Source organism: Hydrogenophaga sp., from assembly GCF_026125785.1.
In the GTDB taxonomy this organism is placed as follows: domain Bacteria; phylum Pseudomonadota; class Gammaproteobacteria; order Burkholderiales; family Burkholderiaceae_C; genus Hydrogenophaga.
Map to the genome: position 1 here is coordinate 73,446 of NZ_JAHCKL010000009.1, position 14,387 is coordinate 87,832.

The window sequence follows — 14,387 nt, forward strand, 5'->3', positions numbered from 1 at the left end:
TCGGGGGTCCCCTTGTCGTCCCAGGAGTGCCCATGCTGAAAATCCTCATCCCCGTCGATGGTTCCGAACAGGCCTTGCTGGCCGTTCACCATGCGTTGCGTCTGGTGGGCGAGGGACTCAGGGCGCGCTTCCTGGTGGCCAATGTGCAGGCCTCGGCCAATCTGTACGAGCTGGTGGTCGCCCACGACCCGGCTGTGCTGCAGCAGGTCAGCGATGCAGCGGGGCGCGATCTGCTGCGTCCGGCCGTGGCGCTGCTCAGCGCCGCAGGCCAGCAGGTGGAGAGCGTGGTGGCCAGCGGTGATCCGGCCCAACTGCTGGCCGAACTGCTGGAGAGCCACGCCTGCGATGCGGTGATCATGAGCGCGCGCGGCGGCGGCTTGCGCGCGGCGGTGCTGGGCTCGGTGTCTCAGGAACTGGTGCAGCGCGCCAGCGTGCCCGTCACCCTGGTCAAGGTGCCTGACGGCCTGCCTGCCCCGTGATACGGCTGTTCGCGGCCCTGGACGCCCTCGGCGCCATGCGCTTCATCGGCGAGGTGGAGCGCGGCGGCGACTGCGGCTGCGTATGCCCCGAATGCGGCAGCCCGCTGGTCGCGCGCCAGGGATCGGCCTACGACTGGCACTTCGCGCACGAAGCCGCGCACGAGCGGCCCGGGTGCGATGCGGGCGCCTTGCGCATGCTGCGCCGCCTGATCATCGAGCACCTGCAGGAGCAGGTCCGTGTGGGCGCGCTGGTGTTGCCGGCCTACCGTGAAACCGTCGCCCTGCAAGGTTCGCTGGTTCATCTGCGGGAGCAGGTGCAATGGGGCGCGCAGCCCATGGGCGAATGGCAGTGGCGGGTGGACGCGGAGCAGGACGGCCCGGTGGCCCGCGCGCGGCTGGACACCGGCGTGGACGTGCGGCTGGACGTGCGCACCGTCGAGACCGCATCGTCGCAAGACCTGCCGCCCGCAGGCGATCAGGGCGACACCAGCGCACGCCTGGTCTTCCAGTGCCGTGTGCCGCCGGTCCAGGCGTTGCGGGAGCGTGCGCAGGCCGTGCAGCACCTGCAAACCCACGGCGAACTTGTGTGGGCCCATCACCCGGACACCTTGGGTCTGGTGCAGGCCGCGCGTCAGCGCCTGGCCGAGCGTGGCCGCAAGATCTACGGCAACTGGCTGTCCATGGTGGACGCCCAGCGCCAGGCGGTGGCCGACGCCGCCGCGCCGGCCGTACCCCTGTTCTACGGTCCGGCCGCGCCAGCCAGCCCCGAGCGGGCGGGTGTTCACGCCTGCGCGCCTTTGCACGCCGCCAACGCGACCTTCACCTTCTACCGCCTGAACGACCAGGAGGCCTGGCTGCTCTACCTGCTGGAGCGCGTGGGGCCGTCAGACTGGCGCACCGCCCAGCAGAAGTTCTATGCGCTCGCGCCTTTCCCCGGGCCTTTCGAGGGCTGGTCCCAGGCGTTGCCGCCCGCCGTGGGCCAGGCCGACGAAGCCGCGGGCATCGTGCGCCTGCACGGTTTTCTCGACGCGGTGACCTACCTCTCGCGGCGCGCGCACACCACGCGCAGCAGCCGCAACCCGGCGGATTTCGACGGCCTGTAAGCCGTGGCGCTGCTGCACGCGCCAGAATAGGGCGCCATGGAACCGCACCACCTTGCCCACGCATGCTGAAGACGCAGCGCCGCGACCGCGTGCTCACCTGGGTGCTGCCGCTGCTGCCGGTCACCGTGGCCCTGGTGCTGCTCGGGCTGGTGCTGCTGGCGGCCGAGCGCACCGTGGGAGAGGAACTCACGCGGCGCGCCCACTACCGGGTCGAGCAGGCCGGCGGTCTCTACGCCGACCAGCTTGCGCGCCTGCTGGCACGCCGCTCCGCAGAACTGGAACTGCTGGGGGCGTTCTCCCGGACCAGCATCCGCGACGAGGCCTGGCGCGGCCAGATGCAGCGCCTCAAGGCCACCTCCGGCTCCTATGTCTGGATCGGCGTGACCGACGCCTACGGAGATGTCCGCGTGGCCACCGACGGCGTGCTCGAAGGGGCTTCCATCGACGACCTTCCGCTCTTCCAGCAGGGACGCAATGGCCTGTGGTTCGGCAGCCTGCATGCGCCGATGGCGCTGGCGGAGCCGCTGCGCAGCATCGGTCTTCCGGTGCCTGCGGAGCTGGCGGATATTGCGTCACCGCTGTTTGACGACGAAGGCCACTTCGCAGGGGTCATCGCGGCCCACCTGGACGCCAGCTATTTCGAAGAGCGCCGCCAGGGCGTGCTGGGGCCGGTGGCGGCGCGGCGCCTGCTCGAAGTCGCGCTGGTGGATGCCGATGGCCGGGTTCTGCTGGGTGGGCGTCCCGCCGTGCCCGAGAATGTCTGGCGCAGCGCGTTGCTGGGCATCGAGGGCGCGACCAGCGTGGTGACCGACATGAATGGCCAGGCCGTGCTGCTGTCCCGCGCGCCCGTGCGTCCCGCAGATTCGGCGCTGCGCACCACCTGGCAGGTGGTGGCCTGGCAACCGCTGGACGCCGCGCTGCAACCCGTCCACCAGCTCGAGCGCAGCCTGGCCACCTGGGGCGGGCTGACCGCCCTGGCCATCGGGCTGATCGGTTTCGCCGTGTCGCGGCGCCTGGCTCGCCCGTACTCCGAGTCCGAAAAGCACCTGCGCGAGCAGGGCGAAGTGCTGACGGCGGTGATCAATGCCGCCAGCGACGCCGTGATCAGCGTGGACGAGCACGGTCTGATCGAACTCTTCAACCCGGCGGCGGCGCGCATCTTCGGGCACCCCCCCGAGCGCATGATCGGCCGCCCGCTGGACACGCTGCTGCCACCGGGCACGCGCGCGTCCCACGTGGGTTACTTGCGCCGTTTCGCCGACGCCCAGGCGACCACGCGCCCCATGGGCGCGGGCCGCGTGGCCGGTCTGCGGGCCGACGGGGAGACGCTGGAACTGGAGGCCTCTATTTCGCAGATCACCGTGCGCGGGCGCAAGCTGCTCACCGCCATCCTGCGCGACGTGACCGAACGGGGGCGCGCGGAACGCGCGCTCGAACGCTACCAGCACGAACTCTCCGAACTCACGCAGCGCCTGCTGAACCAGGAAAAGCAGACCACGCGCCGGCTGGCGCAGACGCTGCACGACCAGCTCGGCCAGACGCTGGGCGCCATCCGTCTCTCGTACGACGCCTTCTCCGGCCTGGTGCCGCAGACGCTTTCTCCCAAGGCCCGCGAGCGCGAGCGCAAGCTCGGGGACCTGATTGACCAGGCCATCGCCGAAGTGCGCCAGGCGCTGGTGGCCCTGCGCCCGCCGCTGCTGGAGGAGGCCGGCCTGCTGGCCGCGCTGGACAACGAACTGCGCAGCCGCGCCGTCGGTGCCGAGCCGGTGGGCCTGCGCCTGGACGTGGCGCCCGGGGCTTCCCGCGTGCGCTGGCCCGCCGACGTGGAGTACGCCGCCTTCATGGTGGCGCGCGAGGCGCTGGCCAACGCCCTGCTGCATGCCGATGCGGCCGAGGTGGTGGTGCACATCGACGGCACCGCCCGCTGGCTGCACCTGGCCATTACCGACGATGGCGTCGGCCTGGATGCCTCCCTGGCCGCCGGCCGGCCCGGGCACCTGGGCATCGTCGGCATGCGCGAGCGCGCCCACGCCATCGGCGCGCAACTGGTCGCGCGCCGCTGTGCCGAGGGCGGCACCGTGATCTCCCTCACATGGGGACATCCTCCCGAGGGGACATCCCCCGGATAGGTCAGGGCGTCTGTGCCGGCATGCGCTATCCTGCCCGGTGCCATGAGCGACATCTATCTGGTTGACGACCACGCCATGATGCGGGACGGTCTGCGCGCGGTACTGGAAGGCGCGGGGCACCGCGTGGTGGGCGAATCCGACCAGCCCACACAGGCGCTGGCCGATATCCTGCGGCTTTCGCCTGGCGTGCTGCTGCTGGACCTGCACCTGGGCCTGCGCTCGGGGTTCGAGGTGCTGGAGCAGATCCAGAAGCGCCGGTTGGGTACCCGCACCATCCTGCTGACCATGTCGGCCCAGCCGCGCCACGTGGCCGAGGCCATGCGCCTGGGGGCCCAGGGCTATGTGCTCAAGGGCTCGCCCTCGCGGGAGGTGCTCAGTGCCGTCGAGGCGGTCTCCCAGGGGCGCAAGCACCTGGGCACCGGTGTGGCGGAGCTCGCTGTCGAGGGCCTCATGCAGGACGCCACGCCCGGCAGCATCGAGTCCCTCTCCGCCCGCGAGCAGCAGGTAATTCGCATGGTGGTCAATGGCATGACCAGCGTGGCCATTGGGGAACAACTGCATCTCTCGCCCAAGACGGTGGAGTCCTACCGCAGCCGGCTCATGGCCAAGCTGGGCGTGAGCGACCTGCCGGCCCTGGTGCGCCTGGCGATCCGCGAAGGCCTCATCAGCGCCGACGACGCCTGATTCCGACCGGCGATGTCGCGGACGGGACAGCTGCCGCATGCCAGGGTGTGGCGTTCGGGTCATTCCACCCCCGGGTATCCAGGTTTCCCGGCATGCGAATGGCCGCTCCGGCGGCACAGTGGGGTCCCCGCCCGGCATTCCGCCCGGGCTGCCTCGGAGTTGCCATGTACGCGTCCCACGAACCTGTCTCGCCCGGCTGCCTGCCCCTGAAGGTGCTGCTGGTCTGCCCGCGTGGGGAGTACGTGGATTCGATGCGCAAGCTGGCGCGCAACCTGCTGCCCGACACACAGGTCCTGTGGGTCGACAACGCCGATGAGGCGGTGCGCCGCGCGAACCATGCCGCGCCTCAACTGGCCATCGTGGACGCGCGCCTGGACCGCGCCAGCGGTTCATCGTTGGCCCGCCAACTGGAAGACTGTGGCGGCGGCATCGACGTGATGCGCTTTGACGAGCCGCAGGCCACGGCCGTCCGCGAGAACAGCGTCTGGCACTGGTCGGAGCTGCCGCGTGCCGTTGCCTGGTGGGTGCGCCACCAGCGCTTGCCGGTGCCGGCTCTGCTGGCCCGCTGAGCGCGCCGGCTGTACGGCGGACTCAGCGGAAGACGCTGACCGCCTCCACCAGCCGCTGCGCCTGCTGCTGCAGGCTTTGCGAGGCGGCGGTGCCCTGTTCCACCAGCGCCGAATTCTGCTGCGTCACCTGATCCAGGTGGCCCACCGCCTGGCTGACCTGCTGGATGCCGCCACTCTGCTCGATGGTGGCCGCGCTGATCTCGCTGATCAGGTCCGAGACGCGCTGGACCTGCACCACGATCTCGTCCATGGTCTTGCCGGCCTCATCCACCAGGCGCGTACCGGCCTCCACCGTGTCCACGCTGGCACCGATGAGCTGCTTGATCTCCTTGGCGGCTTCGGCACTGCGCTGTGCCAGGCTGCGCACCTCGCCGGCCACCACCGCGAAGCCCCGGCCCTGCTCGCCCGCACGGGCCGCCTCCACCGCCGCGTTGAGCGCCAGGATGTTGGTCTGGAAGGCGATGCCGTCGATCACGCCAATGATGTCGCTGATGCGGCGCGAGCTCTCGGTGATGCGGCCCATGGTGTCGACCACCTGGGACACGGCCTGACCACCGCGGCTGGCGGCTTCGCTGGCGGTGCTGGAGAGCTGGTTGGCCTGGCGCGAGGTGTCCGCGTTCTGGCGCACGGTGGCCGTCATCTGCTCCATGGAGGCCGCCGTCTGCTGCAGGCTGGACGCCGCCTGCTCGGTGCGCTGGCTCAGGTCGTTGTTGCCCTGCGCGATCTCGGTCACCGCGGTCTGCACCGTCAGCACCTGCTGGCTCACGTCGTCGATCAGCCAGCGGAACATCAGACCCAGTTGGCCGACCGTGCGCAGCGTCATGCCGATCTCGTCCACGCGGTCCATGTGCGCCACCTGCTGCGTATCACCGGTGGCCACGCGCAGCGCCTGCTCGCGCAACTGCTCCAGCGGGCCGGCGATCTGGCTTTCCAGGAACCAGCCCGCCAGGCCCACGGCCACCACCGACAGAGCCGCGAACGTGCCCCACTGGGCAGCGCCCAGTCCCAGGGCGGCGGCGCCACCGAGCAGCGCCACCAGCAACACCGCCAGCGGCAGGCGGATGCGGCTGCGCACGCGCATGGTCTTGAAGACGGACCTCAGGCCGGCCAGGCCCGTGCGCAGCAGCAGGCCCTTGTGCAGGCGCAGGTGGCCGGCGCGGCCCTCCCGCATGTCGGCGTACAGGCGTTCGGCCGCCGCGATCTCCTCGCGCGAGGCCTTGGTGCGCACCGACATGTAGCCCTGGTGCCGGCCCTGGCGGATCACCGGGACGGCGTTGGCGCGCACCCAGTAGTGGTCGCCGTTCTTGCGGCGGTTCTTCACCAGCGCGGTCCAAGGCTCACCGCCCTTGAGCGTGGCCCACATGTCGGCGAACGCTTCCCTGGGCATGTCCGGGTGGCGCACCAGGTTGTGCGGCTGACCCTGGATTTCCTCCAGGGTGAAGCCGCTCACCTCGACGAAGGCGGCGTTGGCGTACGCGATATGGCTTTGCGTGTCCGTGGTGGACATCAGCGTCGCGTTGTCTGGAAACTCAAATTCGCGCTGGGTGACGGGGTTGTTGACGCGCATGCGGGACCTCTCTGAAGACGTGGGGCGGATGGTTCTATTGGTATGTGTCTCTTCGGCCCGAGCCGGACTTTCTTGTGTAGGGGAACGCTGCACATGAAGGCCAACCGACGAGCGGTGACCTGAAGAGCGAAAAAGACCTCAAGTTCGCGCCCAGGCCGTCGACATCTTCGCCAGAACCCCGGGCTTGTCGCAGGTGACGGCGCGGGATTTGATCGAAGGGGAATGCCGTGATCCAACTGACAAGCACCCATGCCGTGTCCTGGCCGACGCCGCCGTCGGCCGCTGTCGCGCCCGTAGCGCCGGTGCCGGTCGTGCAAGCCCTGCCCGGTGGCGGGCAGGGCACGCAGACCGGCCTCGGTTCGGGTCGCGAGCACCACCGCGGGTTCGCCGTGGCGCAGCCGCGTGGCGACTCGCCCGGTGCGGGGCAGGGGGCCGCTGGGTCCCCCCGGGAGGCTGCGGTGGCCCAGGACGCCGCCACCACGCAGGCGACCGCGCAGGCACAGGCCAGCCAGCGACAGGCCGAGCAGGCCGCGCAACATGCGGAACGCGAGCGCGATCGCCAGGCCATGGAGCACCTGCGCAGCGTGCTGGCCAATGTCTGGCAGGCCAGCGCCTCGGTGGTCGACCGCGCGCTGGGCCGCGAAGACACCTCGTCCACGCCCGGCGCGCAGAGCGACACAGCGCCCGATCTCTCGCAAGTCGCCGCTTCGCTGGTTTCTCGGCGCACTTTGTTCCACCCGGGGGCACGCAGCGCCGCCAACCCAGCCCTGGCCTCGCCTTCCCAGGGCTGGACGCAGTCCGCCGAGCCCAGCGATGAGAGCAGCGCCGCGCTGGACCGGCGCGCACTGGGCGACGTGCAGGCCTACGACGAACGCGGCAACAGCAGCTTGGCGCCTCTCGAATCCGGTCGCCTGGTCAGTCACCGCGTCTGAGTGGCCGCGAGCGGCCGGCGCGCAACCGTGGCGCGCGTTGGCCCGCCAGGCCCGCGCATGCGGCGTTTCGTGAACGCGCGTCCGCGCAGGGCCCGCCGCACCTATGCTGGCCTCTCCGTGCATGGAGGCCACACATGCCCAAGATCGCACCCACGCCCGTCCTGCGGCACTACCTTGCCCTGACACCCCGCACCGGTGGGCGCCTGGCGCCCCTGCCCTGGCCTGGGAGCATGGCGCTGTATGCGCGGGACCTGCACCAGGCCGTGGGCGCGGTCGACCTGCCGCCTGTGCTGGCGGGGCGCTGGCGGACCACGGCACGCACACTGGAGCGGCTCGAAGAAATGGACCAGCTGTATGCGCTGGACATGGAAAAGCGCGGGGAGGTCAGGGACTATGCGGACTTCGTCATCGACCCCGACCGGAGAAAGGACCTCCAGGCCCGCGTGGACCGCCTGCGGGCCGACCCCGAGCTCTGGCAGGACCTCACGTCGCCGCAGGGGGCCGGCCTGAATGAAAGCCACCTGCTCGCCCTGATCGACCGCCTTCATTTCGGCCACATGGGCGTGTTCCAGGCCACCACGCCCGCGGCGCCGCTGTGGTGGCATGGCCAGCCAGCGCTGTTGCACGCGTTCGCGCCCTCGGTTCTCCTCGTGGAGCAGGCGCTGCAGGGAATGGCCGAAAGCGGCCGGTTTCCATTGGAGAAATCCCACTACCGAAGCAAGATGAGCTGCCTCTTCCGCGGCGTCGACAGCCTGGCTTCGGTGTTTCCCGAAGGCGAGCCCGCGCCGGGCGGCAGTGCGCTGGCGATGACGCTGCAGTCCTGCGCGGCGACACCCGGGGACTCCTTTGCCGCCACCAAGCCGCGCAAGCGCCCGCATGAACTGGTGATGCTCCAGCCCGACCGGGTACCCGCCGTGAACATGCGCCGGGTGATCGATGCCGGGTTTTCTGCCGAATTCTCCTGGAACGAGACGCTGCTGCCGATCCGCAGCAGCGGCCTCACCGTGGTGGCGGATCAGGCGCGGGCGCGGGCGGCGCTGGCGGCGGAAAACATCGAACCGAAGGGCCAGCGGCAGCTGTTCGTCACGCCCTTCACACTGCCCGAGGCGACCATGGAGGCGCTCACGAAGGAGCTCGACAAGGGCATGCGGCCGGGCGGTGCGGCGACCGCGGCGGCGGCCGGTTCCACGCCCACCTGGCAGCAGGTGCTGGCGCGCGAGGGGAGTGGTGGTGCCGCACCCTCGGGCGGCGCGGCCCGCGCGGCCGTGCTCTGAGGCGGCGGCAGGCCGCGGACCTCAGGCGGTGGCGGCCAGGGCGTCCGGTGAAAAGTGGGCCAACGCGTCCTGGGTGCGCGCCATGTCTTCCCGCAGCCGCTGGCGCAACGCCGTGGCGGGTTCACCGTCCTCGCGCAGTGCGCGCCGCTCGATCTCGCCGGCCGTCTCCTGTATGGCGCGAAAACCCAGCAGCATCGCCGTTCCCTTGAGCTTGTGGGCGTTGTAGGCGATGGCCGCGGGCTCGGCCCGGTCGAGCGCTTCGAGCAGCACATGCACCGTACCTTCCGGCGGAGCGAACAGGGTGTCCAGCAACTCGTTCATGGTGTCGGGCGGCATCATGCCCATGATCTCGGTGAAGGACTCGCTGTCGATCAGGCCGGCCACGCTGGCGTGTACGTCGGGCAGGGGCGCCGGTGGTTCCTGCGCGGTCGGCGCGCGCAGAGCGGCTTCGTCACCCGACAGGGGTTCCAGCAGGCCGCAGCGCTGCAGCGCGCGCTGGAGGTCCGCCGCCTGCAAGGGCTTGCTGGCGAATTCGTTGACGCCCACTTCCTGGGCGCGCTTGCGCGTGTCGTTGACCACGTCGGCGGTGACCAGGATCACCTTGACCTGCGCGGCCGGGCCATCGAGCGCGCGGATCGCCTCGGTGGTGGCCAGACCGTCGAGCACCGGCATGTGGTAGTCCAGCAGCACCACGTCGAAGTCGCGCTGCTGCAGCAACTGCAGTGCCTGCTGGCCGTTCTCGCAGAAGGTGGCGTCGTGCCCCATCTTGTCCAGCAGGATGTTCATGTACTTCAGGTTGATCGGGTGGTCCTCCGCCACCAGCACCCTCAGGCGGCGCTGGGTGGACGGCTCCGGCAGCGCGCCGAAGTCCGTGGCGGGCGGTTCGGCCAGAGGCAGAGGCAGGGTGACCACGAAGGTGGTGCCCTTGTTCAGTTCGCTGCTCACCTCGATGTGGCCACCCATCATCTGGGTCAGGCTGCGCGTGATCTCCAGGCCCAGCCCGGTGCCGCCCATGCGCCGGCGCAGCGAGTTGTCGGCCTGGTAGAAGCGGGTGAAGATCTGGCCCAGCGTTTCTTCGTCCATGCCAATGCCGGTGTCGCGCACCACGAGGCGTATGCCGTCCTTCATCTCCGGTGCCAGGCCGATGTCGGCGCGCACCTCGCCGGTTGGCGTGAACTTGACCGCATTGCCCAGCAGGTTGAAGAGAATCTGGCGCACGCGCGTGGCATCGGCCAGCACCCACTCGGGTACCTGGCTGGCAATGTTCACCTTCAGCACCAGGCCCTTTTCGCGGGCGGTCACGCGCATCAGGTCTTCCACCTCGTGCGCCACCTCACGCAGCTTCATGGGCGCCACCGACAGGCGCATGGTGCCCGACTCCATGGTCGAGACATCCAGGATGTCGTTGAGCACGCCCAGCAGGTGCTGGGCGGAGTCGCGTGCGGTCTGCACGTAGTCGCGTTGCTGGCCGGAGAGCCGGGTGTCGTCCAGCAGGTTGAGCATGCCCAGCACGCCCTGGAACGGCGTGCGGATCTCGTGGCTCATGTTGGCCAGGAACACGCTCTTGCCCCGGTTGGCGGCCTCCGCCAGGTCGCGCGCGGCGGCCAGTTCGCGGCTCAGGCGCTGCAGGCGCTCGTACTGCCGGTTCTGGTGTCGGATGTGGCGCACCAGCATGGCGACGAAGACCAGCATCACCGCGACCTGCACGGCGGCCAGCGTCATCACGAGCTGGCTCTGCTGGCGCAGTTGCTGGTTGCGCTCGTCGACGAAGCGCGCCACCGCCCGGTTGGCCTCGCGGGTCAGCTCGGACAGCGTGGGCAGCATCTGGTCGATGGCCAGGTGCAGCCGGCCCAGTTCCGTCGGGTTGTCCAGCAGCGCCTTGGGACTGGCGAACAGCGGGTCCGCCATGGACGCGAACGCCTTGAGCTGGTCGGTGGCCACCAGGTAGCTGGGCGAGGTCTCCAGCAGGTCGTGGCGGGGGATGTGGGTCAGCAGGTCGATGCGGCTGAGGAAGACCTCGTAGCGTTCGGCGAACTCGTCCGTGTCCACGTTGGCGCCGCTGGCCAGCGCGTTGTGCACGGATTCATCCAGACGGCCCAGTTCACGTTCGAGCTGGTAGGCCTGCCACATGATGGAGTCCACCTGGTGGGCGGCCACATCCTCCAGCAGGCGGTATTGCTGCCACTGGATCCAGCCCAATGGCGTGAGGGTGATCAGCAGCAGCGCGCTGATGGCGGCGGCCCACTGCCGCACACTCCAGCGCGCCATGCCCGTGGGCTGGGTGTTCATTGGATGTCCAGTGCCTTGAGTTGCCAGATCGAGCGCTCGTAGAAGGTGGAGGTGCGCAGCTCGGCCTTGCTGTCGAACGGATAGACCACGAACAGCGGCCCCTTCTCTCGCACCGGAATGGGCTGGCCGTCGATCAGGCGCGCCATGATGAGTTCGTGCTGGGTGGTGTCGGCCACTGGAATGCTGATCTTGTAGTCGTTGATCGCCACGGCGTTGATGGTGGCGCCACTGGCCTTGACCAGGGCCAGCACGTCGGCCAGCAGCGGCCCGGTGAACGTCACCGGCTTGTCGAACCAGGGCGTGCGGGTGGTGAAGCTGTGCTGGGGAAGCGCTTCCAGCATGGCCATGTCGAAGGCGGCGCGGCCTGGCTGGTTGGTCACGGCGATCTTGCCGGTGACGCTCAGGACGGCGCGGCCGGAAGGTGGTTTCAGCGAATCGGTGGGCGCGGCAAAGGCACTGCCGGCCAGCAGGCACAGCAGCGCGAACAGGCGACGGTTGAACATGGTGGTTCCAGAAAGGCGGGTGTGGAAGTCAGATGCGGTGGCGCACACCCGAGGGCGTCGCCGCAAGACGCGCCAGCAATGCGGGCGCGATCTGGGTCAGGGGCAGGACCTCGTGGGCCGCGCCGTGCTGTATGGCCATGCGCGGCATGCCAAAGACGACGCAACTGGCTTCGTCCTGCACATAGTTGTAGCTGCCGGCGTCCTTCATCTCCCGCATGGCCGCCGCGCCGTCGGCTCCCATGCCGGTGAGCATGATGCCCAGCGCGTTCGGGCCGAGCACGCGCGCGGCCGAGCGGAAAAGGACCTCCACCGAAGGCCGGTGGCGGTTCACGGGTTCGGTGTCTTCCACCACGGCCACGTAGTTGGAGCCGCTGCGGTCGATGCGCAGGTGGCGGCCGCCGGGCGCGATGTAGGCGTGACCCGGCAGTATGCGTTCGCCGTCGCGTGCCTCCTGCACGTGGATGCGGCACAGCGAGTTGAGCCGGTTGGCGAAGCTGCTGGTGAAGCCAGGGGGCATGTGCTGCGTGATCACGATGGCGGGCGCGTCCGCCGGCAGCGGCACCAGCACCTCGCGGATGGCTTCCGTGCCACCGGTGGAGGCACCGATGCACACCACCTTCTCGGTGGCCAGGCGCGGCAGCGCGGGCCGTGCCGGCTCCGGCGTCGCCGTGCCGGCGCCGGCGGAGGTGGGCGCCGTTGCCGTGGCTGGCGGCAGGCGCCGGACATGGGCGCCCGCCGCCGTGCGGATCTTGTCCACGATGTCGCCCGCCAGCTCGCTGAGCCCGCTGCTCACACCGATGCGCGGCTTGGCCACGAAATCGACCGCGCCCATCTCCAGCGCGCGCAGGGTGATTTCGGCACCCTGCTCGGTCAGTGTGGAGACCATCACCACCGGCATGGGGCGCAGGCGCATCAGACGCGAGAGAAACTCCAGCCCGTCCATGCGCGGCATCTCCACGTCCAGCGTGATGACATCGGGGTTGCGCTCGCGGATCATCTCCCGTGCCACCAGCGGGTCGCTGGCCGCGCCCACGCAGGTCATGTCGGGCTGGCGGTTGATGATCTCGCTCAGCAGGCTGCGCACCAGTGCGGAATCGTCCACCACCACCACGCTGATCTTCCTGGTCATGGTGTCGGTCCTCAGAACAGGTCGATGGAGCCGCCGGCCGTGGTCTTGGCCACGATGACCGCGCTGCCCTTGCGTTCCTGCGTTTCCAGGGTTTCGGGGTGCGAGTGCGCCAGGCGCTTGACCATGGCCTTGCCGGTGGATGGGAAGTAGCACACCTTGCGCGGGTGGATGTCCATCACGTCCTTGGAGACCACGGCGATGCGTTCGGTCTGCAGGTAGTCCAGCACGAAACGGGTGTTGCGCTCTCCCACGTTGAGCGTGGTGAAGCTGTGCATCACCTGGCCACCGCCAAACACCTTGGCCTGCATGGTCTCGCGGCGCGCGCCCAGCTTCATCATCTCGTTGATCAGCAGTTCCATGGCGTAGGAGCCATAGCGCCCGCCGGCGTCGCCGCCGCCCTCGGGCAGCATGAAGTGGTTCATGCCGCCCACGCGCACGCGCGGATCCCAGATGCAGGCCGCGATGCAGGAGCCCAGAACCGTCATCAGCAACAGGTCGTCGCCGGTGACGAAGTACTCGCCGGGCAGCACCTTGACCGCGTCGTGGTGGAAGTGGTGGTCGTGGTAGAAAAAACTGGCCTCGCCCGGTTTGCGGGGAGCAGCCTTGAGGCGGTCCAGCGGCGACGGCGATGCGACGATCATGCGGCGTCTCCGGGACTGCAGCGTTTACAACCGCTCATACACGGTCTTTCCGCGCAGCGCGAACAGGTTGCGCGCATCGCTGAAGTTTTCTGCATGGCCGACGAACAGCATGCCGCCGGGCTTCATCACGCGGTGGATGCGCTCCAGCACCTGCCGCTGTGTCGCCGCGTCGAAATAGATCATCACGTTGCGGCAGAACACGGCGTCGAAGGGTTCGTGGAACGGCAGTTCATGGATCAGGTTCACGGTCTGGAAGCCCATGTGCTTCTGGAGTTCGGGCTTGACGCGCATCAGGCCGGCGTTGCCGCCCTTGCCGCGCATGAAGAAACGCTGCATGCGCTCGGCGCTCAACCCCTTGACGCCATCGGCCTTGTAGATGCCGCGCTGCGCGGTGGCCAGCACCTGCGTGTCGATGTCGCTGTTGACGATGTGGAAACGGCCTTGCGGGCCCAGGGTTTCCGCAGCCGTCATGGCGATGGAGTAGGGCTCCTCGCCGGTGGAGGCGGCCGAGCACCAGATGCGCCAGTCGTGCGTGCGCCGCGCCGCCAGCAGATCGGCCAGGATGCCGAAATGGTGCTGCTCGCGGAAGAAGGCCGTGAGGTTGGTGGTCAGTGCGTTGATGAACTCCTGCCACTCCCCGCCGTCGTGCTGTTCCAGCCAGTCCAGGTAGCTCTTGAAGCTGCCGTGCCCGGTCTCCCGCAGTCGGCGAGAGACGCGGCTGTAGACCATGGCGTGCTTGCCATCGTGCAGGCTGATGCCCGCCTTCTTGTAGATCAACGCCTTGATGCGCGTGAAGTCCGCATCCGACCAGATGAACTCGCGCCCTTCGGCCAGCGGGCCATCGGTTGCCGCAGCTGTGGACCGCAAGACCGAAACGCGAGGAGAAACCGGCGCGAAGGTGTCCATATCAACCCTCACCCAAGACAAACCAACCAACGCCCAGCAGCAGCAAGAGAGAACCCCACCCCCGACCAGAGGCTTCAAGGGCCCGGCTCCGCCGGCCCGAGCGCCCCCCGCACCCAGAGGCTTCAAGGGCCCGGCTCCGCCGGCTCGAGCGCCACCCACACCCAGAGGCTTCAAGGGTCCGG

The 14,387-nt window shown here is 69.4% G+C and carries 13 protein-coding genes; 7 read left to right on the plus strand and 6 right to left on the minus strand.

Annotated elements, in window-relative coordinates; genetic code table 11:
* Positions 1-32 precede the first annotated feature (32 nt).
* The 5 genes from KIT53_RS10995 (at position 33) to KIT53_RS11015 (ending at position 4,964) form a co-directional block, all read left to right on the plus strand.
* Positions 33-479: a universal stress protein gene (locus tag KIT53_RS10995; protein ID WP_297752073.1), complete on the plus strand. Its 447-nt coding sequence runs from the start codon at positions 33-35 to the stop codon at positions 477-479.
* Positions 476-1,582, plus strand: a complete 1,107-nt coding sequence (locus KIT53_RS11000) for a hypothetical protein (RefSeq protein ID WP_297752075.1) — start codon at positions 476-478, stop codon at positions 1,580-1,582. The genes KIT53_RS10995 and KIT53_RS11000 overlap by 4 nt, the downstream gene beginning before the upstream one ends.
* Before the next feature lie 62 nt (positions 1,583-1,644).
* Positions 1,645-3,711 carry a PAS domain S-box protein gene (locus KIT53_RS11005; protein WP_297752078.1) on the plus strand — a complete coding sequence of 689 codons (2,067 nt, stop codon included), beginning with the start codon at positions 1,645-1,647 and terminating at the stop codon, positions 3,709-3,711.
* Positions 3,712-3,753: 42 nt separating this feature from the next.
* Positions 3,754-4,395, plus strand: a complete 642-nt coding sequence (locus tag KIT53_RS11010) for a response regulator transcription factor (RefSeq protein ID WP_297752081.1) — start codon at positions 3,754-3,756, stop codon at positions 4,393-4,395.
* A 164-nt stretch (positions 4,396-4,559) separates the two neighbouring features.
* Positions 4,560-4,964: a hypothetical protein gene (locus KIT53_RS11015; RefSeq protein ID WP_297752084.1), complete on the plus strand. Its 405-nt coding sequence runs from the start codon at positions 4,560-4,562 to the stop codon at positions 4,962-4,964.
* A gap of 22 nt (positions 4,965-4,986) precedes the next feature.
* On the opposite strand, the gene KIT53_RS11020 is transcribed toward KIT53_RS11015, so the two are convergent.
* Positions 4,987-6,531, minus strand: a complete 1,545-nt coding sequence (locus KIT53_RS11020) for a PAS domain-containing methyl-accepting chemotaxis protein (RefSeq protein WP_297752088.1) — start codon at positions 6,529-6,531, stop codon at positions 4,987-4,989.
* A gap of 227 nt (positions 6,532-6,758) precedes the next feature.
* Here KIT53_RS11020 and KIT53_RS11025 point away from each other — a divergent pair, with 227 nt between their 5' ends.
* Positions 6,759-7,463, plus strand: coding sequence for a hypothetical protein (locus KIT53_RS11025; protein WP_297752091.1), 705 nt, complete (start codon positions 6,759-6,761; stop codon positions 7,461-7,463).
* Positions 7,464-7,597: 134 nt separating this feature from the next.
* Complete coding sequence (locus tag KIT53_RS11030; protein ID WP_297752094.1) at positions 7,598-8,737, plus strand: hypothetical protein; 1,140 nt, start codon at positions 7,598-7,600, stop codon at positions 8,735-8,737.
* Positions 8,738-8,758: 21 nt separating this feature from the next.
* On the opposite strand, the gene KIT53_RS11035 is transcribed toward KIT53_RS11030, so the two are convergent.
* The 5 genes from KIT53_RS11035 to KIT53_RS11055 are packed head-to-tail and all read right to left on the minus strand — an operon-like array spanning position 8,759 to position 14,166.
* On the minus strand, positions 8,759-11,026 hold the full coding sequence (locus tag KIT53_RS11035; RefSeq protein ID WP_297752097.1) for an ATP-binding protein: 2,268 nt from the start codon (positions 11,024-11,026) through the stop codon (positions 8,759-8,761).
* On the minus strand, positions 11,023-11,529 hold the full coding sequence (locus KIT53_RS11040; RefSeq protein ID WP_297752100.1) for a hypothetical protein: 507 nt from the start codon (positions 11,527-11,529) through the stop codon (positions 11,023-11,025). Before KIT53_RS11040 ends, KIT53_RS11035 begins: the two co-directional genes overlap by 4 nt.
* A gap of 28 nt (positions 11,530-11,557) precedes the next feature.
* Positions 11,558-12,658 carry a chemotaxis response regulator protein-glutamate methylesterase gene (locus KIT53_RS11045; protein ID WP_297752103.1) on the minus strand — a complete coding sequence of 367 codons (1,101 nt, stop codon included), beginning with the start codon at positions 12,656-12,658 and terminating at the stop codon, positions 11,558-11,560.
* Between the two features lie 11 nt (positions 12,659-12,669).
* Complete coding sequence (gene cheD, locus KIT53_RS11050; RefSeq protein WP_297752106.1) at positions 12,670-13,299, minus strand: chemoreceptor glutamine deamidase CheD; 630 nt, start codon at positions 13,297-13,299, stop codon at positions 12,670-12,672.
* Between the two features lie 24 nt (positions 13,300-13,323).
* Complete coding sequence (locus KIT53_RS11055) at positions 13,324-14,166, minus strand: CheR family methyltransferase (RefSeq protein ID WP_297752108.1); 843 nt, start codon at positions 14,164-14,166, stop codon at positions 13,324-13,326.
* Positions 14,167-14,387: the final 221 nt, after the last annotated feature.

Coding starts and splice junctions, on each gene's coding strand:
- KIT53_RS11010 (WP_297752081.1), top strand. CDS start 3,754: ATGAGCGACATCTATCTGGTTGACGACCACGCCATGATGCGGGACGGT.
- KIT53_RS11005 (WP_297752078.1), top strand. CDS start 1,645: ATGCTGAAGACGCAGCGCCGCGACCGCGTGCTCACCTGGGTGCTGCCG.
- KIT53_RS11030 (WP_297752094.1), top strand. CDS start 7,598: ATGCCCAAGATCGCACCCACGCCCGTCCTGCGGCACTACCTTGCCCTG.
- KIT53_RS11045 (WP_297752103.1), bottom strand. CDS start 12,658: ATGACCAGGAAGATCAGCGTGGTGGTGGTGGACGATTCCGCACTGGTG.
- KIT53_RS11035 (WP_297752097.1), bottom strand. CDS start 11,026: ATGAACACCCAGCCCACGGGCATGGCGCGCTGGAGTGTGCGGCAGTGG.
- KIT53_RS11020 (WP_297752088.1), bottom strand. CDS start 6,531: ATGCGCGTCAACAACCCCGTCACCCAGCGCGAATTTGAGTTTCCAGAC.
- KIT53_RS11015 (WP_297752084.1), top strand. CDS start 4,560: ATGTACGCGTCCCACGAACCTGTCTCGCCCGGCTGCCTGCCCCTGAAG.
- KIT53_RS10995 (WP_297752073.1), top strand. CDS start 33: ATGCTGAAAATCCTCATCCCCGTCGATGGTTCCGAACAGGCCTTGCTG.
- KIT53_RS11040 (WP_297752100.1), bottom strand. CDS start 11,529: ATGTTCAACCGTCGCCTGTTCGCGCTGCTGTGCCTGCTGGCCGGCAGT.
- cheD (WP_297752106.1), bottom strand. CDS start 13,299: ATGATCGTCGCATCGCCGTCGCCGCTGGACCGCCTCAAGGCTGCTCCC.